This window comes from Enterococcus sp. DIV2453a, assembly GCF_050533535.1.
Classification (GTDB): Bacteria; Bacillota; Bacilli; order Lactobacillales; family Enterococcaceae; genus Enterococcus; species Enterococcus faecalis.
In genome coordinates this window covers 1,972,725-1,992,901 of record NZ_CP172899.1, presented here as the reverse complement: position 1 = coordinate 1,992,901, position 20,177 = coordinate 1,972,725, and the positions used below count along the sequence as shown (strand labels likewise).

Here is a 20,177-nt window from a genome sequence, read left to right as displayed (position 1 = left end):
TCTCTTTTTTGACTTTCAAAGTCAAATCAGGTACGACTTCTTTTTAAACAGATAAGAATGTGGTATCATTGTAAAGGACTATATAATAAAGGAGATGGACGTTTTTTGACAGATAATCAGTCAAAATCTTTGGAATTAATACTTACTGATTCTGATGATGCACACATGCTTTTAGGAACACATGATAAACATATCAAATTTTTAGAAGAGAATACCCACGTAACGATTAATAGTCGTGGCGAAGTTATTCAGTTAATTGGCGAATCATCAGAGGTAGAGTTAGTCGCTTCCGTGTTAAGAGCGCTACAAACATTAATTCAACGAGGCATCAAAGTGCATACGCCAGATGTCGTTTCTGCTTTTAAAATGGCCAAAGCTGGAAATTTAGAGGCGTTTATTGCCATGTATGAAGAAGAAATTATGAAGGACCATCATGGTCGGGCGATCCGAATTAAGAATGTTGGTCAAAAAAAATATATCGATGCAGTTAAAACTCATGACGTCATTTTCGGGGTGGGACCTGCGGGGACAGGAAAAACCTTTTTGGCCGTGGTGATGGCAGTAGCAGCCTTAAAAAAAGGCGAAGTACAAAAAATTATTTTAACTCGTCCAGCGGTGGAAGCTGGCGAAAGCTTGGGCTTTTTACCAGGTGACTTAAAAGAAAAAGTCGATCCTTATTTACGTCCAGTTTACGATGCCTTGTATCAAATTTTTGGTATGGATCATACAAATCGTTTAATGGAACGCGGCGTTATTGAAATTGCCCCGCTTGCTTATATGCGTGGTCGTACATTGGATGATGCTTTTGTCATTCTAGATGAAGCACAAAATACCACGGTTGCCCAAATGAAAATGTTTTTAACTCGTTTAGGGTTTAGTTCAAAAATGATTGTTAATGGAGATACTAGTCAGATTGACTTGCCACGTGGTGTAACAAGTGGTTTAGTTAACGCCGAGCGTACGTTAAAAGACATTGAAAAAATTGCCTTTGTAAATTTTGAAGCCAGTGACGTTGTGCGTCATCCGGTTGTAGCACAAATTATTCAAGCCTATGAAAAGGAACAACAAAAGCATTCCTAAGCAGTTAGGGAAGGAGTGAAAGTACCTTTTGAAAAAAGTACTTACAAAGTTAGGGGATCGTTTAGGTAAAGCCTATTTACCTATTTTATTAGCCGTTTTTTCTCTTCTTTTATTTATGATTATGTTTGGCAGTGTCCATCAGAAAAGAGTAGAAATTAAAGAAGGTCAACTGGCCGAGAAAACCATTCGTGCAAATAAAAATATCGAGAATACCTACGAAACAGAACAAAGAAAAAAATTGGCAGCAGAAGCTGTCACACCCGAATATATTTATCAAGAAGATACGGCATCTGTCCAACATAATCGTATTGATAAATTATTTAAATTGATTGATTCTGCGAATGAAAAAGTAGACAAAGAGTACAGCAATAAGCAAGCGAAGGCCAAAAAGGAAGAAACGATTCCTGCGCCGACCGTGGAAGAACGAGTAGCTAGCTTAAAGTCATTGTTTGAATCTTTACCGCAAGATGAAGTTACGTTTTATCAAAGTTTTCCTAATGTTTTTTATCAAACAATCTTTACATTAACCTCTGAGCAATTGGATAAGGTTCGTTCAGAAAGTTTGATGTTGGTGGACGACGCAATGCAAAATCACGTTCGAGAATCTGATTTAGATAAAATTCGCCAAGAAGCTAACGGTAAAATTCAATACTTAGATATTACGAGTACCATGCAACAAGTCATTCGTTACATTGTTAACCAAGGGATTGTGGTAAACGATATTGCCAATGAAAAACGAACAGAAGAGCTACGCCAAAAAGCGATGAATGCTGTCCAACCCGCAATGATTTATCAAGGCGAAATTATTGTTCGTGAAGGTACTCAAATTGATGCAAAAGCGGTCGAAAAACTTGAGCTACTAGGAATGACTAGTCAAAATACCTCTATTTTTCCAATGGTGGCATTAGCATTAGCTATTTTACTTCAAGTTGAAGTGTTGATTTTCTTTACAAAACAAGTGACTGAGCCTTCACGACAACGCTCGTTTATTATCTTTTACACGGGTGCTATGCTAATCAGTGTTATTTTAATGAAATTCTTCCAGATTTTCCAAACAGAGCAGTTGATGTATATTCCCTTGTTCTATCCGGCAGCCTTTGCGCCGCTGATTCTAAATCATTTTGTAAATCGTCGTTCAGGGATAATCGCTGCCATTTTCCAAGTCGTTTTTGCGTTATTTATCTTTTATAATTCTATTGGCACAAACTCGTTGACGGTTATTCTGATTATGTACTTATTCTCAGGATTTCTAGCAACAGTTGTTAAACGGAAACGGATGAGTGAGCAAGTTTTCCCAGCTTTAATGTGGGTAGTGGTCTTTCCTGTTTTCATGGCGGTTGTCTTAATGATTTATCAAGGAATGAGTTTAACAGATGGTAAAACGTGGACAGCTTTAATTTGTGCAGGTGCAGGAACGGTACTTTCATTTTTAGCAACAATGGGCTTGCATCCATATATCGAATTATTAGTGACTGATGATAGTATGATTGTCTTGAATGAATTAAGTAATCCGAACCATCCGTTGTTAAAACAACTGTTAGAAGAAGCGCCAGGTACCTATCATCATAGCATGATGGTGGCTAGTTTGAGCGCTAACGCTGTTGCTGAGATTGGCGGGCGGTCGCTATTAACACGAGTTGCTTGTTATTACCATGACATTGGCAAAATTAAACACGCCAATTTCTTTGTGGAAAACTTACCTGCTGGTGCAGAAAATCCACATAACTTTTTATTACCAGAAGATAGTAAACAAATTATTTTTGGCCACGTAATTGATGGCGCCAAAATTTTAGAAGAGTACAATATGCCGCAAATGGTGATTGACATTTGTCGTCAACATCATGGCACAACATTGATGAAATTTTTCTATGTGAAAGCAAAAGAACGCAATCCTGAAATTAAAGAATCAGACTTCCGTTATCCTGGACCACGTCCGCAAACACGAGAAGCAGGGATTGTGAGTATTGCTGATACTTGTGAGGCTGCTGTGCGGGCGATGGATCATCCCACCAACGAAAAAATTCAAGCCTTTGTGCATAATGTGATTCAAGATAGAATTTCAGATGGCCAATTAGATGAATGCGGGTTAACGATGAAAGAGATTCGCATCATTGAAAAATCATTAATTAATGGATTATGCAGTACCTTCCATTCACGGATTAAGTATCCAAAAATGAAAGCTGAAGCAGAAGAAATGAAAGATGAACAAGAAAAGAGAGATGACTAATGGATATTACTTTCATTGATGAAACCGAGAAAGTACCAACAGAAGAAATCAAAGAAATCGAAAACTTGCTGCAATTTGCAGCGGGTTTTCTAGAAATTGCCGAAGATACGGAGATGTCGGTGACTTTTACAGATAACGCAGGTATCCAAGTGATTAATCGTGACTATCGGGGCAAAGATATGCCTACAGATGTCATCAGTTTTGCTTTAGAGGATGAAGGGGAAGACGAATTGCCAATTATTTTTGATGATGAAGAGTTGGCAGAGCTACCACGGAATCTAGGTGATTTAATTATTTCAACAGAGCGAGCAGCAGAACAAGCAGTTGAATATGGGCACACATTGGAGCGAGAAATGGGCTTTTTGGCAGTACATGGCTTTTTACATTTGAATGGGTACGATCATATGGAACCTGAAGATGAAAAAGAAATGTTTGGTTTACAGAAAGAGATTTTAGATGCGTATGGCCTTAAAAGATGAGCAAACAGGAAAAAATAAACATTTTATTAATTCATTAGAATTTGCCTGGCAAGGAATCAAAACAGTTTTTCGAGAAGAACGTAATATGCGCAAACATGTGGCGTTTGGTGTCACTGCCATTGTGTTTGGTTTCTTGTTTTCCTTAACACTTGCTGAATGGCTGTGGTTGTTATTGGCCGTTTTTCTCGTCTGGTTGGCAGAAATTATCAACACAATTTTTGAAAATGTCGTAGATATGTTTACGGATTTTCACTTTCATCCAATCGGAAAAAAAGTTAAAGACATGGCCGCAGGAGCTGTTTTATTAACAGCCGGTTTCGCAGTGCTAGTAGGACTAATTCTATTTGTACCAAAAATTTTACAAATCATTCAAATGTGGAAATAAGAGGAGTAATACAATGACAACTGAACATAAATCTGGTTTCGTAGCCATTGTCGGCAGACCAAATGTTGGAAAATCAACATTGTTAAATCGAATTGTCGGCCAAAAAATTGCAATTATGAGTGACAAAGCACAAACAACTCGTAATAAGATTCAAGGAATTTATACAATTCCTGAAGCACAAATTGTTTTTATCGATACTCCAGGGATTCATAAACCTAAACACCGCTTAGGCGATTTCATGGTGGAAAGTGCCTACAATGCGATGCGTGAAGTAGATGCTACTTTATTTATGGTAAGTGCTGATCAAAAACGCGGGAAAGGTGACGACTTTATTATTGAACGATTGAAAAATAATAATAGTCCAGTCTACTTGATTATTAATAAAATTGACAAAGTCCATCCAGATGATTTATTGAGTATTATTGAAGACTATTCGAAACAAATGGACTTTAAAGAAATTATTCCCATTTCTGCCACTGAAGGAAATAATTTTGAGCATTTGATGGATGTTCTCGTTGAGCAAATGCCAGAAGGACCACAATATTTCCCTGATGACCAAATTACGGATCATCCAGAATATTTTATCGTTTCCGAATTAATTCGTGAAAAAGTGTTACTTTTAACAAGAGATGAGATTCCTCATTCTGTCGCTGTCGTTGTGGACTCAATGAAACGGGATGAAAACGATAAAGTCCATGTCCAAGCAACCATTATTGTGGAACGGGACAGTCAAAAAGGTATCATTATTGGCAAAGGCGGAAAAATGCTGAAACAAATTGGTACCAAGGCGCGTCAAGATATTGAATATTTATTAGATGACAAAGTGTATTTGGAGCTTTGGGTAAAAGTCCAAAAAGACTGGCGTGACAAAAAAATCTATTTACAAGATTTTGGTTATCGCAAAGAAGAATATTAAGAAAGTAGTGTTTGGGAAGCGAGTGTATAAACGAACTTTCCAAACACTACACTAATTTACATAAGAAATGGAAGTGAATTGAATGGCATTAGGGGAGACCAAAGGCATTATTTTATTTACGAAGGATTTTAAAGAGAAGGATAAACTCGTCAAAATTTTTACAGAATCCTATGGAAAATTGATGTTTTTTGTGAAAGGCGCGCATCGAAAAAATAATCCTCTTTTGCCAGCGATTCTGCCATTTACAGAAGCCGTCTACATCGGAAACTTTAGAGAAGAAGGCTTATCTTTTCTCAATAGCAGCAAAGGAGTTCAACCTTTTCGAAACATTCAACAAGATATATTTATTAACGCATATGGAACATATATTTTAAACTTAGTCGATGCAGCAATTGAAGATCAGCACTATGATCCGAACTTATTTCAATTTACCCACATGGCATTATCCGCTTTAAATGAGCAAAAAGATCCGGAAATCATTACAAATATTTTTGAAATTCAATTGTTAGAACGGTTTGGTGTACGACCAGAATGGCATCATTGTGTGGCTTGTGGCGAAACACAAGGGAAATTTGATTATTCCTCAAAATATAGCGGTGTGCTTTGTGAAAAACATTGGCATTTAGATGAACAGCGCTACCATGCAGATCCTAGAGCAATTCATTTTATTCGCTTATTTTCGCAAGTCTCCTATGAAAAAGTCCAAAACATTCAAGTAAAAGAAGAAACTAAGAAAAGTATTCGAGAAACGATTGATATGTTATACGATGAATATGTCGGGTTGCACTTAAAAAGCAAAAAATTTATTGATCAAATGAAAACGTGGGAAAATACGTTAAAAATTCCACCACGAAAGAAGGAAGAAAAAGAAACATAAACAAGCAGACGTTTTTCTAAAAAAAATTTGACAACTTCCCTCAGACACCGTATTATGATAGAGAAGTTAAATACGTACGAAGAAAAAGAGAAGTAAAAAGAACCCTCTGTTAAGCGAATCTGGGAGAGTGGGAGCCAGAAACACGGAACTTTTGAAAGGCACTTTGGAGTACGACAAACGAAGCTGCCGATGAACACATCGGAAGTAGGGTGGAACCGCGATAATTATTCGTCCCTATGTCTATTAATAGGCATGGGGACTTTTTGCTGTGAATCACTACGATTGGCGCAAATGCGACAGAGTAGATGATGAACAGTACAAGGTGACCAAAGGGAACGTTGTCTCCTCTATGTTAAAACAAACTGCTTAGCCAAAAACATGGAGTAGATGATGAACAGCACAAGGTGACCAAAGGGAACGTTGTCTCCTCTGTGTTAAAACAAACTGCTTAGCCAAAAACATGGAGTAGATGTGGAACGTTATAACAGCATAAAAATTATCTCATTCTACAAAATTGTTTCTCTGTAGCCCTTTTTAAATTTACATTCCCGAAGCAAAGCCAATCCCTATGTCTATAAAAAATATTCCAAGGAGGAAAACAATGAAAAACAAGTTAACCGTACAAGAAATGATTTTAACCTTGCAAAAATTTTGGTCATCTAATGGCTGTATGTTAATGCAAGCCTATGATACAGAAAAGGGAGCCGGCACCATGAGTCCTTACACGTTTTTACGTGCCATTGGACCTGAACCATGGAATGCTGCCTACGTAGAACCTTCTCGTCGTCCAGCTGATGGACGCTATGGCGAAAATCCAAACCGTCTATACCAACATCATCAATTCCAAGTTGTAATGAAGCCTTCTCCTGAAAATATCCAAGAACTTTATCTAGAAAGTTTAAAATTATTAGGAATTGATCCATTAGAACATGACATTCGTTTTGTAGAAGATAACTGGGAAAATCCTTCAATGGGCTGTGCTGGTTTAGGTTGGGAAGTTTGGTTAGATGGCATGGAAATTACCCAATTTACGTATTTCCAACAAGTTGGCGGCTTACAATGTCATCCTGTCACTTCTGAAATTACTTACGGGTTAGAACGCTTGGCATCATATATCCAAGAAGTCGAAAGTGTCTATGATTTAGAATGGACACAAGGCGTTAAATATGGTGAAATTTTTGTGCAACCTGAATATGAACATTCAAAATATTCCTTTGAAATTAGTAACCAAGAAATGCTTTTAGAAAACTTTGACAAATTTGAAAAAGAAGCTAAACGCTGTATTGAAGAAAGCTTAGTTCATCCAGCCTATGATTATATTTTAAAATGTAGCCATACATTCAATTTATTAGATGCTCGCGGCGCTGTCTCTGTAACGGAACGTGCAGGATATTTAGCCCGCATTCGGAATATGGCTCGTTCCGTAGCGAAAATTTTTGTGGCTGAACGTGAAAAATTAGGGTTCCCATTATTAAATAAAGATCAAAGTGTATCCAAGGAGGCAGAATAACATGGCAAAAGATTTATTATTAGAAATTGGCTTAGAAGAAATGCCCGCACATGTTGTCACACCAAGCCGTATCCAACTTGAAGAAAAAGTAATCAAATTTTTAGATGAACATCATTTAGACTATGAAACAGTGCAATCCTTTGCCACACCTCGCCGTTTAGCCGTGAAAGTAACTGCGATTCCTGAAAAACAAGCGGATGTTGAAGAAGAAGTAAAAGGTCCAGCGAAAAAAATTGCTTTAGATGCTGAAGGAAATTGGTCAAAAGCTGCACAAGGTTTTGTACGCGGCCAAGGAGTTACAACTGAGGACATTGTTTTCAAAGAATTAAATGGTGTCGAATATGTCTATGTGACGAAGTTTACCAAAGGCCAAAGTGCCAAAGAGGTATTAACAAAATTAAATGACGTGATTACAAGTCTAACTTTCCCGGTAACAATGCACTGGTCAAACTATGATTTCGAATATATTCGTCCAATTCATTGGATTGTGGCACTACTTGATGATGAAGTAATTCCTTTCAAAGTGTTAGACGTGACGACAGGGCAAACTTCTCGTGGCCACCGTTTCTTGGGAGACGATGTGACGTTCCAACATGCTAATGAATATGAAACAAAATTAAAAGAACAATTTGTAGTGGTTCAACCGAATGAACGGAAACAAATGATTGTTGATCAAGCGAACGCACTCGCTGCAGAAAAAAATTGGCAGTTAGCTTTAGATGAAGAGTTATTGGAAGAAGTTACGAATTTAGTGGAATATCCAACTGCATTTGTAGGCAGTTTTGATGAAAAATATTTATCTGTTCCAGATGAAGTATTAGTGACTTCTATGAAAGAACACCAACGTTACTTTGAAGTTCGTAACGACCAAGGCTTATTAATGCCGCATTTTATCGCTGTTCGCAATGGGGATAATGTTCACCTTGAAAACGTGATTAAAGGAAATGAAAAAGTGTTAATTGCTCGTTTAGAAGATGCAGAATTCTTTTACAATGAAGATAAAAAATTAACGATTGAAGCATGTGTTGAAAAACTAAAAAATGTGACTTTCCATGAAAAGATTGGCTCAATTTATGAAAAAATGCAACGGGTTGCTTTGATTGCACAAATCATTGGTCGAAAAGTTGGCTTATCTGAGGAGGAATTGGAAGATTTAAAACGTGCCTCTGAAATTTATAAATTTGACTTAGTAACAAATATGGTTGGTGAATTCCCAGAATTACAAGGAATTATGGGAGAAAAATATGCCTTATTACAAGGCGAAAAACCAGCCGTAGCAACGGCGATTCGAGAACATTATCTACCAACTTCCAGTGAAGGTGAATTGCCAGAAACAGCAATCGGGGCTGTTTTGGCCTTAGCCGATAAGCTTGACAGCGTCTTTTCATTCTTCTCAGTTGGTATGATTCCAACAGGTTCTAACGATCCTTATGCACTTCGTCGTCAAACCTATGGCGTTATCCGAATTATTGAAGATAAAGGCTGGACCTTCCCATTAGTCCAATTACAAACAGAAGTTGATGAAGCAGTGAATCAAGATGTTGAGAAATATGGCGTTTTACTAAACGAAGGACAAGCAGAAGTCGTTGAATTTGTGAAAGCTCGCTTACGTCAATTATTAATGACGAAAAATGTTCGCCATGACATTATCGATGCAGTGGTGTCTGCTGAGCAAGCCGATTTATCGAAATTATTTGCTTCAGCAAATATTTTAAAAAGCCGTTTTGAAGATCAAGATTTTAAACCATCAATGGAAGCCTTAACGCGTGTTATTAATTTAGCGAAAAAAGGTCAAGAACTTTTAGGTGATACTGAAGAAGGGATTGATCCAAGTCTGTTTGAAAATAAGGCAGAAAAAGAACTGTATCAAGCGGTTAACGATTTATCTGAAGCATTTGCGACACGCACGATTGCAGAAAACTATGAAGCACTAGTAAATCTACGTCCGTTAATTGATGCGTACTTCAATGAAACGATGGTTATGGTTGAGGATGAAAAAGTCAAACAAAACCGATTAAAACAATTAATGCAAATTGCTAAAATGGCGTTATCAATTGCTAGCTTAGACTTATTAATTGTAAAATAAAAAGCGCTGTTTTTCGACCGCTAAGGAGGAACCGACAGCATGCTAGAAACAACATTTGAACAAATTTTAACACAATTATCAAAGCCAGCTGTTCGTGCGCTAACGAATGAAAAAATCGACAGTGTGGATGAACTCTACGCACGAGGCCGAAAAGCGTTACTTTCGTTGCATGGCTTTGGTCCAAAGTCTATTCGAACTATTGAAGAGATGACTGGGAAAGAATTGAAATAAAAAAAGGATCGCCGTTTAGAGGCGATCCTTTTTTTATTTACGTTTTTGTTTTCCAGCATTGCGACCTTTATTGCCGTTTGCTTTTGGTTGGTTCGCTTTTTGCGTTACTTTGTTTGTTTCTTTTGGTGTCACATCCTTGATAGGAGTAACCACTTGTTTTGGTGGGTTATTTTTCAATTCTTCTTGTACTTGTTTTTTAATTCTTGGACGTAAGAGGATATTTGTGATGGCAGATTGAATACATGTGAAAATACCACCAACTACCCAGTAAAGCGCTACGCCTGCAGGTGAGCTAAAGGACATGAAAACAATCATTAATGGTGAAACAATCAGCATTGATTTCATTGTTTTCTTTTGTTCTTCAGGAATACCAATCATTGAAATATAGCCTTGAGCTAAATAGGCTAAACCAGCTAATGCCACTAAAATCATATTTGGTTGCCCTAAATTCATTCCTAAGAAGCTTGCTGTGGCAATACCTTTTGTATAACGAGCAGCAAAGAACAGAGATGAGAAAATAGGCATTTGAATTAATAAAGGCAAACAACCAATTCCGCCAACCATACTCACATTGTTTTCTTTATAAATCTTTTGTAGTTCTGCTTGTGCGGCCATTTGTTCTTCACGCGTACTTGCTTGTTTCATTTTTGCTTGTGCAACATCCACTTGGGGTTTGATTGCTTGCATTTTTTCCGTTTGGATAAAGCTTTTTTTCGATTGATGTAAGCCTAACGGTAAAATAATGATCCGTACAATAATGGTGATAAAAATAATCGCCCAACCATAGTTCCAATTAAAGTTATCGACAAGATAAGTAATTGCATTACTCATCGGTAAAACAAGGAAGTTATAGACAAAACCTTCACCAGTTGGTTGTCCATCTGCTCCTGTTTTCACACAGCCTGATAAAAACATTACTAAAAATAGTAAGCCAGAGCCGTAAAGCCATCGGTTTAATTTACGCATGTAATTCGGTCCTTTTCTAAAAAATTTTTACATGGTTAACTATACTTGAAACAGCGCTCTTTTTCAATCAAAATCGAAAAGAAGCTCTTACAAAAATCAATAAAAAGCAGGAACTACTTGCTGTTCAAGGCTTCTTCCCAAAGAAATCAATCGTTAGAAAGTAAGTTTATTGAATCACTTTAAATTGTTCCGTTTCTTCTAACAAAGGGTCTTCTTGAATATCAACATACGTTACACGTCCCGCTGGACTGGGGGAATCTTTGATTTTTTTGATAAATGTTTCCATTATGTCTTCGGGTGCAATTGCTGTAATTGAAACGGACCCGTCGTCTTCGTTCCTCACTGAACCAGTGACACCTAATTGATCTGCCACCATTTTGGTCATGTAGCGGAAGCCAACACCTTGGACACGCCCTTGTACATTCATTCTTAGTTTTTCCATGAGAGACACTTCCTTTGCTTTTTTCTTTATGATAGCGATTTTTCTTGGTTCTAGCAAGTATCCAAGCAAGCTAGAAGCATGCTATAATACAAAGGCGAGGTGACTTATGAAAGAAATTACATCAACGAAAAATAACCAATTAAAAGAATGGAAAAAATTACACAAAAAGAAGTACCGAGAAGAACTGAACCAATATATAATAGAAGGATTTCATTTAGTTGAAGAAGCTGTGAACGCCAATGCCGATGTCCAGTGGATTTTGTTTAACCAAAGAGGTCAACAAGAATGGGGAACTTGGTTAGCTGAACAAGAAACAGAAAAATTAATTTTTGTAAGTGATGAGGTTTTAAATAGTTTGTCGGAGCTGCCAACTTCACAAGGAATTTTGGCAATTGTCACCTTGGAAACGCAACAAGAGCAGTCGCTTTCTTTTAAAGGTGGTTGGTTACTTTTAGATAATATCCAAGACCCTGGTAATGTTGGTACGATGATTCGCACAGCTGATGCAGCGGGTTTAGCAGGCGTGATTTTAGGTAAGGGCACAGCAGATATTTACAATACAAAAGTGTTGCGCTCAATGCAGGGAAGCCACTATCATTTACCAGTTCTTCAACGAGAGTTGACTGAAGTGGTTCAGGCATTCAAGAAGCAAGGTCTACCAGTTTTCGGTACAGAACTAAATGAAGCTGCGATTGCTTATTATGAACAAGAGGCAGTGGAAAATTATGCGTTGATTTTAGGCAATGAAGGTAGCGGGGTTTCGCCAGAATTGTTAGCAGAAACCACGAAAAATCTTTATATTCCAATGAAAGGTCAAGCGGAATCATTGAATGTCGCTATCGCAGCAGGCGTGTTAATGTTTTATTTTGAAAATAATCAATAACAGAAACGAGTGTCAAAAAATGCTGACTATCAAAAAGACAACCCAGTTAACAGAAAAAGAATTAGAAACCATTATGGCTATTTGGCTGCAAACGAATCTAGAAGCTCATCCATTTGTCGCACCAACTTATTGGCAAGAAAATAAGGCATTTGTCCGCGCTGCGTTGCCAAAAGCAACACTGATCTTAGCGGAAGAAGAGGGTCAGATAATTGGGTTTTTAGGCTTAATGGATAACTATATCGCAGGAATTTTTATAAAAAAAGCGTTTCAAGGGAAGGGCATCGGTCAGAAATTACTGCAAGTAGCAAAAGAAGAACAGGACATCTTATCTTTGGCTGTTTACAGGGAAAATCAAGCAGCTTACGCCTTTTATCAAAAACAAGGCTTTGTCCAACAAAAGCGAACCATCGATGAAACGGGAAACGAAGAATGTCATCTTGTTTGGCAAGCGCAGTAGGAGCGACATTTCTAGTTTTAAGGCTTGCTATTTTTCTGAAAATATCTTATACTGTTAAAGGTGTGATTTTCACACACGAAATCCACATTCTTTTCCATCTGCGAAGTGGTGCTACTACGGTAGTTCTTCAAGGAGTTGACGAAAAGAAGAGGAAAATAAAAACCAAACTGGAGGAAACACAACATGGCAGTAATTTCTATGAAACAATTACTAGAAGCCGGCGTACACTTTGGTCACCAAACTCGTCGCTGGAACCCAAAAATGAAGAAATATATCTTCACAGAAAGAAACGGTATCTACATCATTGACTTACAAAAAACAGTGAAATTAGTAGATGCAGCTTACGATTACATGAAAAACGTTGCAGAAGAAGGCGGCGTTGCTTTATTCGTAGGAACTAAAAAACAAGCACAAGAAGCAATCAAAGATGAAGCAATCCGCGCTGGTCAATACTATGTAAACCATCGTTGGTTAGGTGGTACGTTAACTAACTGGGATACAATCCAAAAACGTATTGCTCGCTTGAAAAAAATCAATGCAATGGAAGAAGACGGCACTTTCGAAGTTTTACCTAAGAAAGAAGTTGCTGGCTTAAACAAAGAACGTGAACGTTTAGAAAAATTCTTAGGTGGTATCGCTGATATGCCAAGAATTCCAGATGTAATGTACATCGTTGACCCACGTAAAGAACGCATTGCTGTTCAAGAAGCACACAAATTAAACATTCCAATCGTTGCAATGGTTGATACAAACTGTGATCCTGATGAGATCGATGTTGTAATCCCTTCAAATGATGATGCAATCCGCGCCGTGAAATTAATCACTGCTAAAATGGCTGACGCTTTCATCGAAGGTAACCAAGGGGAAGACCAAGCAACTGAAGAGTTATTCGTTGAAGAAACACCAGAAGCAACTTCAATCGAAGAAATCGTTGATGTTGTTGAAGGAAATAACGAATCAGCTGAATAATAATGATTACGGAGCTGTCTCAAAGGCTAGGCGACAAAAAGCCTGATTCTCCTTTGAGATAGCTTTTTTAAAAAGAATTGATAATATCCGAGGAGGACACAAATAATGGCAGACGTTACAGCTAAAATGGTAAAAGAATTACGCGATATGACTGGCGTTGGAATGATGGACGCTAAAAAAGCATTAGTAAAAGTAGAAGGCGACATGGAAAAAGCCGTAGACTTTTTACGTGAAAATGGTATGGCTAAAGCAGCGAAGAAAAATGACCGCATTGCGGCTGAAGGTTTAGCAAACGTAGCAACTGTAGGTAACGTTGCAGCAATCGTTGAAGTAAACTCAGAAACTGACTTCGTTTCTAAAAACGAAATGTTCCAAGATTTAGTTAAAGATATTGCGACTAAAGTTGCTGAAAACAAACCAGCTACGATGGAAGAAGCAATGGCTATTAAAACTGAAAAAGGCACAATCGAATCTGATTTAATCGAAGCAACAACTGTTATCGGTGAAAAAATCAGCTTCCGTCGTTTTGAAGTTGTCGAAAAAGCTGACAATGCTGCATTTGGCGCTTACTTACACATGGGTGGCCGTATTGCTGTATTAACAGTTATCGATGGCACAACTGACGAAGAAGTAGCGAAAGATGTTGCTATGCACATCGCGGCAATCAACCCTCGCTATGTCAACGAATCTCAAATTCCTCAAGAAGAATTAGAACACGAAAAAGCTGTGTTAACTGAACAAGCATTAAACGAAGGTAAACCAGCAAATATCGTTGAAAAAATGGTTGTTGGTCGTCTACAAAAATTCAAAGCAGAAATCGCTTTGGTTGACCAACCATTTGTTAAAGATCCAGATATGACTGTCGAAAAATTTGTTGCTTCTAAAGGCGGCGAAGTGAAATCATTCGTACGTTTTGAAGTTGGCGAAGGTATCGAAAAACGTGAAGATAACTTTGCGGATGAAGTAATGAGCCAAATGAAAAACTAAGAGCATCAAACGCTCGGTTGAAAAGCCGTGAATCATAAGTATCTAAACAGACAGCGATCCCCAAAGGAAGCTGCATAAATTGATTACTGCTTGATTCAAGGCAGTCTTTCAGCCATTTGGGAACGCATAACTTTGATATGCGCTCCCTTTTTTTAGGCAAAACCAGTGGATCGCACTGCTTGGTCTAAAAAATCATTTTGGTGAAAAGTCATCTAAATGAGGAATTGAATGATTTTTAGAGAATCTTGGAGGGAATTATGATGGTTAAACCTAAGTATCAACGTGTCGTATTAAAGTTAAGTGGAGAAGCGCTAGCCGGAGAAGACGGTTTTGGCATTAAACCACCAGTCATTAAAGAAATCGTCCAAGAAATTAAAGAGGTCCATGAATTAGGTATCGAAATGGCCATCGTGGTTGGCGGCGGAAACATCTGGCGTGGACAAATTGGTGCTCAAATGGGCATGGAACGTGCACAAGCTGATTATATGGGCATGTTAGCTACTGTGATGAATGCCTTAGCATTGCAAGATACATTAGAAAATCTTGGTGTGCCTACACGTGTTCAAACATCAATTGAAATGCGTCAAATTGCAGAACCATACATTCGTCGTCGTGCAGAACGTCATTTAGAAAAAGGCCGCGTTGTTATTTTTGCCGGAGGAACAGGAAATCCTTACTTCTCGACAGATACAACGGCTGCGTTACGAGCTGCAGAAGTAGATGCGGACGTCATCTTAATGGCGAAGAACAATGTTGATGGTGTTTATTCTGCGGATCCACGTGTGGATGAAACAGCGACAAAATTTGAAGAACTAACACATTTAGATGTTATTTCTAAAGGGCTGCAAGTAATGGATTCAACAGCAAGCTCATTAAGTATGGATAACGATATTCCTTTAGTTGTCTTTAACCTAAATGAAGCAGGAAATATCCGTCGTGCCATCCTTGGTGAAAATATCGGAACAACTGTAAGGGGGAAATAAAGAATGTCTAAAGAAGTTTTAGCAACAGCCAAAGAAAAAATGACAAAAGCGGAAGAAAGCTTACGCCGTGAATTAGGTCAAATTCGTGCTGGTCGTGCGAACGCAAGTCTATTAGACCGTATTCAAGTAGAATATTATGGTGCACCAACACCAGTTAACCAATTAGCAAGTATCAATATCCCAGAAGCTCGTGTATTAATGATTACACCGTTTGACAAAAATTCTATCGCTGACATTGAAAAAGCTATTCAAATGAGTGATATCGGCATTAGCCCAACCAATGATGGAAATGTCATCCGTTTAGTGATTCCACAATTAACGGAAGAACGTCGGAAAGAATTAGCCAAAGACGTGAAAAAAGAAGCGGAAAACTCAAAAGTTGCTGTCCGTAACGTTCGTCGTGATGCAATGGATGAGTTGAAAAAAGCTCAAAAAAATGGCGACATCACTGAAGATGAATTACGTTCATTTGAAAAAGATGTTCAAAAATTAACAGATGATAGCATCAAAAATATCGATGCGATTACTGCTGAAAAAGAACAAGAACTTTTAGAAGTATAAAACCAATTACTAATAAAAATTATTGAATCCAGAGAAGCAAATGCTCTGGATTTTTTTGTATAGATGAGGAAGGCGTATCTCAAATCTCTCTTTGCGAAAGTCATTCTAAAGTAATTATTTAAGAAAACGCTTTCTTTAATAAATTTTTTTATTCTACCAGAATTTTTTTCTTTGTGTAGGGAGGATCACTTGAAAATATAGAGAAACTTTGAAATATCAGCATTTTAAAATTTTCCTTCACAAATTGAATCCTAAAATTTGATGATAAGAGTTGTTATTTTTAGCAATTGTAATTTGCGATTCATTCTCAATTAGGCTAAAATGAGTGAGAACGGAAAAACGATTAAAACAAGTTGGAGGGAATTGTACATGTCTGTGTTAGAAATCAAAAATTTACACGTATCAATTGAAGATAAAAAGATTCTAAAAGGGGTCGATTTAACAATTAATACTGGAGAAATCCATGCAATTATGGGACCTAATGGAACTGGTAAATCTACTTTATCAGCAGCAATTATGGGAAATCCTAACTATGAAGTCACAGAAGGAGAAATTCTATTTGACGGCGTCAACGTTTTAGATTTAGAGGTAGACGAACGTGCTCGCTTAGGTTTATTCTTAGCAATGCAATACCCAAGTGAAATTCCAGGAATTACCAATGCTGAATTCATGCGTGCAGCAATCAATGCAAAACGTGACGAAGACAACAAAATGTCAGTCATGCAGTTCTTAAAAAAATTAGATAGCAAAATGGAATTATTAAATATGCCTGAAGAAATGGCTGAGCGTTACTTAAACGAAGGTTTTTCTGGCGGCGAGAAAAAACGAAATGAAATTTTACAATTATTGATGTTAGAGCCTACGTTTGCCATTTTAGATGAAATTGATTCAGGCTTAGATATCGATGCGTTAAAAGTAGTTTCTAAAGGGGTTAATGAAATGCGCGGCGAGAACTTTGGTGCGTTAATTATTACCCATTATCAACGCTTATTGAACTATATCACGCCAGATGTTGTTCATATCATGATGGAAGGCCGCGTTGTGAAAACCGGTGGGGCTGATTTGGCAAAACGTTTAGAAACAGAAGGCTATGCTGGTATCAGCCAAGAATTAGGTATTGATTACAAAGAAGAAGCGTAAGGAGGACAAGATAAATGAAAAAAGTAAATCTAATGGATTATCTTGACGAAGTCACCGCTTTTTCACTAGAACATGAAGAACCAGCTTGGATGACTGAATTGCGAACAACGGCTTTAAGAAACGCTGACGAAAGTGAGTTACCACATATTGATCGTGTGAAATTTCATCGTTGGCCTTTATTAAATGTTCACATGGAAAGTTATGTGCCTTCTGAAGGAAATGTCGCAAGTTTTGATCAAATGAAAGACAATCCTTTAATTGTTCAACAAGGATCTTTTCATGCTTTTGAGCAATTGCCAGCCTCATTAGCGGAACAAGGGGTAATTTTTACAGACATTTTTACTGCTTTACAAGAGCACCCAGAATTGGTTAAAGAATACTATATGACTAAAGCCGTATTACCAGAAGAAGATAAGCTGACAGCAGCTCATGCAGCTTTCATGAATAGTGGCGTTTTCTTATACGTTCCTAAAAACGTAGTGATTGAAGAGCCCATTGAATCTTTGTTTATTCAGGATTCAGATAGCAACCAACCTTTCTTTAAACATGTTTTAATCGTTGCAGATAATCATAGTGAATTCAGTTATTTAGAACGTTTTCAATCAACCGGTAATCACGCAGAGAAAGCTTCTGGAAATATTGTTGTGGAAGTGATTGCGAAAGATGGCGCAAAAGTTAAATACTCAGCTGTGGATCAATTAGGGCAAACTGTAACGACTTATATGAATCGTCGTGGCTATATTATGCGGGATGCCTCTGTTGATTGGGCTCTAGGCGTCATGAATGATGGCGATGTTGTGGCTGATTTTGATTCTGATTTAGTTGGCGAAGGCGCTCATTCAGAAGTTAAAGTCGTTGCAATTAGTGCAGGTAAACAAACACAAGGCATCGACACACGAGTGACAAACAAAGCGCCACATTCGATTGGTCATATTTTACAACATGGAGTTATTCGTGAACGTGGTACTTTAACGTTTAACGGAATTGGCCACATTTTAAAAGGCGCAAAAGGAGCCGACGCACAGCAAGAAAGTCGTGTTTTAATGCTGTCTGATAAAGCTCGTGGTGATGCCAATCCAATTCTTTTAATTGATGAAAATGAAGTGACTGCCGGACACGCAGCCAGCGTTGGTCGAGTAGATCCAGAAGAAATGTATTATTTAATGAGCCGCGGCTTGCGTAAAGAAGAAGCGGAACGTTTGGTGATTCGTGGCTTCCTAGGTTCTGTCATTACAGCAATTCCAGTTAAAGAAGTACAAAATGAATTTGTAGAAGTAATTGAAGGGAAGTTAAACGCATGATGGATGCAGCAACCATTCGTCAATCGTTTCCTATTTTATTTCAAGAAGTTAATGATGAACCGCTAGTTTATTTAGACAATGCTGCAACAACCCAAAAACCAACGGCAGTGTTAGATGTTTTACGACATTATTATGAAACCGATAATGCCAATGTTCATCGTGGGGTGCACACGTTAGCCGAACGAGCAACGAAGGACTATGAAGCCTCCCGCGAAAAGGTTCGCCAATTTATCCATGCCAAAGAAACAGCGGAAGTTTTATTTACACGAGGAACAACAACCAGTTTGAATTGGATTGCCAAAAGTTATGGTGACTTGGCAGTTACAGCCGGGGATGAAATCGTCATATCTTACATGGAACATCATTCAAACATTATTCCCTGGCAACAATTAGCTCAACGTACAGGGGCCATTTTGAAGTATATAGACGTCACTGAAGACGGCTTTTTAGACATGGCAAGTGCACGTCAACAAATTACAGAAAAAACGAAAATTGTTTCGATTGCTCATGTTTCAAATGTGTTAGGGGTCATTAATCCAATCGAAGAATTAACACAATTAGCTCATCAAAATGGCGCTGTGATGGTGGTAGACGGCGCGCAAGCAGTTCCTCATATGCCTGTGGACGTTCAAGCCATCGATGCTGATTTTTATGCATTTAGTGGTCACAAAATGTGTGGACCAACTGGAATTGGTGTCCTTTATGGCAAACGTCATTTATTGGAACAAATGGAACCTGTGGAATTTGGTGGCGAAATGATTGACTTTGTTCATCTTCAAGAAAGTACTTGGAAAGAGCTTCCTTGGAAATTTGAAGCTGGCACACCTAATATTGCCGGGGCAATTGCCTTAGGTGCCGCCATTGATTATTTAACTGAAATTGGTTTAGAGGCCATTCATCAACATGAAGCAGCCCTTGTTCACTATGTTTTGCCGAAGTTGCAAGCTATCGAGGGCTTGACGATTTATGGTCCACAGGATCCAAAAGACCACACAGGTGTGATTGCTTTTAATATTGAAGGTTTACATCCACATGATGTGGCTACGGCGTTAGATATGGAAGGGGTCGCTGTCAGAGCGGGTCACCATTGCGCGCAACCGTTATTAAACTATCTGAGCGTGCCAGCAACTGCACGGGCAAGTTTTTATTTATACAATACCAAAGAAGACGCAGATCGCTTAGTTGAAGCGATTAAAGCGACAAAGGAGTTTTTCCAGCATGGCACTTTCTAAATTAGATAACTTATATCGCCAAGTCATTTTGGACCATTCTAGCCACCCACATCACCACGGAACGCTAGATGCGTCTAGCCAAACAATTGAACTGAATAATCCTACTTGTGGAGATGTGATTGAACTGGATGTGGCCATTGAAGACGGTGTGATTAAAGATATCGCCTTTCAAGGAAGTGGCTGTTCCATCAGTACCGCAAGTGCTAGTATGATGACTGATGCGGTCTTAGGAAAAACAATCGCCGAAGCAACGGCCTTAGCAGAGGATTTCTCTCAACTTGTTCAAGGAAATGAAGTGGCCGAAGATGAAAAATTAGGCGATGCAGCAATGTTAAGCGGCGTAGCTAAATTTCCAGCTCGGATTAAATGTGCAACCCTGGCTTGGAAAGCCTTAGAGCAGGCTGTTGCTAATAACGGCCAAGGCGAAGCCGGTCATTTACATTGTGAAAAATAAAGAAAGGGTGA

The 20,177-nt window shown here is 38.2% G+C and carries 21 protein-coding genes; 19 read left to right on the top strand and 2 right to left on the bottom strand.

Annotated elements, in window-relative coordinates:
- Nucleotides 1-165 precede the first annotated feature (165 nt).
- The 9 genes from IGK03_RS09695 to IGK03_RS09655 all read left to right on the top strand — a co-directional run bounded on the left by IGK03_RS09695 (nt 166) and on the right by IGK03_RS09655 (nt 9,791).
- A complete protein-coding gene (locus IGK03_RS09695; RefSeq protein ID WP_373409089.1) occupies nt 166-1,080 on the top strand; it encodes a PhoH family protein in 915 nt (304 codons plus the stop codon).
- Between the two features lie 28 nt (nt 1,081-1,108).
- Nucleotides 1,109-3,307, top strand: a complete 2,199-nt coding sequence (locus IGK03_RS09690; RefSeq protein ID WP_002382763.1) for an HD family phosphohydrolase — start codon at nt 1,109-1,111, stop codon at nt 3,305-3,307.
- Nucleotides 3,307-3,786 (top strand): rRNA maturation RNase YbeY, encoded by a 480-nt coding sequence (ybeY, locus tag IGK03_RS09685; RefSeq protein WP_002356745.1) that lies wholly within the window; start codon nt 3,307-3,309, stop codon nt 3,784-3,786. Before IGK03_RS09690 ends, ybeY begins: the two co-directional genes overlap by 1 nt.
- Nucleotides 3,770-4,171 (top strand): diacylglycerol kinase family protein, encoded by a 402-nt coding sequence (locus tag IGK03_RS09680; RefSeq protein WP_002382764.1) that lies wholly within the window; start codon nt 3,770-3,772, stop codon nt 4,169-4,171. Before ybeY ends, IGK03_RS09680 begins: the two co-directional genes overlap by 17 nt.
- A gap of 13 nt (nt 4,172-4,184) precedes the next feature.
- Nucleotides 4,185-5,087, top strand: a complete 903-nt coding sequence (era, locus tag IGK03_RS09675; RefSeq protein ID WP_002359745.1) for a GTPase Era — start codon at nt 4,185-4,187, stop codon at nt 5,085-5,087.
- Between the two features lie 82 nt (nt 5,088-5,169).
- A complete protein-coding gene (gene recO / locus IGK03_RS09670) occupies nt 5,170-5,964 on the top strand; it encodes a DNA repair protein RecO (protein WP_010713216.1) in 795 nt (264 codons plus the stop codon).
- Between the two features lie 601 nt (nt 5,965-6,565).
- Nucleotides 6,566-7,474, top strand: a complete 909-nt coding sequence (gene glyQ / locus IGK03_RS09665; RefSeq protein ID WP_002379669.1) for a glycine--tRNA ligase subunit alpha — start codon at nt 6,566-6,568, stop codon at nt 7,472-7,474.
- Nucleotide 7,475: 1 nt separating this feature from the next.
- Nucleotides 7,476-9,560 (top strand): glycine--tRNA ligase subunit beta, encoded by a 2,085-nt coding sequence (gene glyS, locus IGK03_RS09660; protein ID WP_010823845.1) that lies wholly within the window; start codon nt 7,476-7,478, stop codon nt 9,558-9,560.
- A gap of 39 nt (nt 9,561-9,599) precedes the next feature.
- Nucleotides 9,600-9,791, top strand: coding sequence for a DNA-directed RNA polymerase subunit alpha C-terminal domain-containing protein (locus IGK03_RS09655; RefSeq protein ID WP_002356753.1), 192 nt, complete (start codon nt 9,600-9,602; stop codon nt 9,789-9,791).
- A 33-nt stretch (nt 9,792-9,824) separates the two neighbouring features.
- Here IGK03_RS09655 and yidC read toward each other — a convergent pair whose 3' ends face one another.
- Both yidC and IGK03_RS09645 read right to left on the bottom strand, forming a co-directional pair.
- Nucleotides 9,825-10,757, bottom strand: coding sequence for a membrane protein insertase YidC (gene yidC, locus IGK03_RS09650; RefSeq protein WP_010776001.1), 933 nt, complete (start codon nt 10,755-10,757; stop codon nt 9,825-9,827).
- Nucleotides 10,758-10,923: 166 nt separating this feature from the next.
- Nucleotides 10,924-11,199, bottom strand: a complete 276-nt coding sequence (locus IGK03_RS09645; protein ID WP_010706543.1) for an acylphosphatase — start codon at nt 11,197-11,199, stop codon at nt 10,924-10,926.
- Between the two features lie 106 nt (nt 11,200-11,305).
- On the opposite strand from IGK03_RS09645, the gene IGK03_RS09640 reads away from it, so the two are divergent.
- The 10 genes from IGK03_RS09640 to sufU all read left to right on the top strand — a co-directional run bounded on the left by IGK03_RS09640 (nt 11,306) and on the right by sufU (nt 20,166).
- Entirely contained in the window at nt 11,306-12,082 is a 777-nt protein-coding gene (locus tag IGK03_RS09640) for a TrmH family RNA methyltransferase (protein ID WP_033625079.1), read from the top strand.
- Between the two features lie 19 nt (nt 12,083-12,101).
- Nucleotides 12,102-12,539 (top strand): GNAT family N-acetyltransferase, encoded by a 438-nt coding sequence (locus tag IGK03_RS09635; protein WP_010712668.1) that lies wholly within the window; start codon nt 12,102-12,104, stop codon nt 12,537-12,539.
- Nucleotides 12,540-12,722: 183 nt separating this feature from the next.
- On the top strand, nt 12,723-13,508 hold the full coding sequence (gene rpsB / locus IGK03_RS09630; protein WP_002356759.1) for a 30S ribosomal protein S2: 786 nt from the start codon (nt 12,723-12,725) through the stop codon (nt 13,506-13,508).
- 105 nt (nt 13,509-13,613) lie between these two features.
- On the top strand, nt 13,614-14,495 hold the full coding sequence (gene tsf / locus IGK03_RS09625) for a translation elongation factor Ts (RefSeq protein WP_002356760.1): 882 nt from the start codon (nt 13,614-13,616) through the stop codon (nt 14,493-14,495).
- A 260-nt stretch (nt 14,496-14,755) separates the two neighbouring features.
- Nucleotides 14,756-15,478, top strand: coding sequence for a UMP kinase (pyrH, locus tag IGK03_RS09620; protein WP_002356761.1), 723 nt, complete (start codon nt 14,756-14,758; stop codon nt 15,476-15,478).
- Between the two features lie 3 nt (nt 15,479-15,481).
- The gene (gene frr / locus IGK03_RS09615; protein ID WP_002356762.1) at nt 15,482-16,039 is read left to right on the top strand and encodes a ribosome recycling factor; all 558 of its coding nucleotides are present in this window, start codon (nt 15,482-15,484) and stop codon (nt 16,037-16,039) included.
- Nucleotides 16,040-16,408: 369 nt separating this feature from the next.
- The gene (sufC, locus tag IGK03_RS09610; protein WP_002356763.1) at nt 16,409-17,179 is read left to right on the top strand and encodes a Fe-S cluster assembly ATPase SufC; all 771 of its coding nucleotides are present in this window, start codon (nt 16,409-16,411) and stop codon (nt 17,177-17,179) included.
- Nucleotides 17,180-17,193: 14 nt separating this feature from the next.
- Nucleotides 17,194-18,480 (top strand): Fe-S cluster assembly protein SufD, encoded by a 1,287-nt coding sequence (gene sufD, locus IGK03_RS09605; RefSeq protein WP_010776000.1) that lies wholly within the window; start codon nt 17,194-17,196, stop codon nt 18,478-18,480.
- Complete coding sequence (locus IGK03_RS09600) at nt 18,477-19,712, top strand: cysteine desulfurase (protein WP_002376739.1); 1,236 nt, start codon at nt 18,477-18,479, stop codon at nt 19,710-19,712. The genes sufD and IGK03_RS09600 overlap by 4 nt, the downstream gene beginning before the upstream one ends.
- A complete protein-coding gene (gene sufU, locus IGK03_RS09595; protein ID WP_002356768.1) occupies nt 19,699-20,166 on the top strand; it encodes a Fe-S cluster assembly sulfur transfer protein SufU in 468 nt (155 codons plus the stop codon). The genes IGK03_RS09600 and sufU overlap by 14 nt, the downstream gene beginning before the upstream one ends.
- Nucleotides 20,167-20,177: the final 11 nt, after the last annotated feature.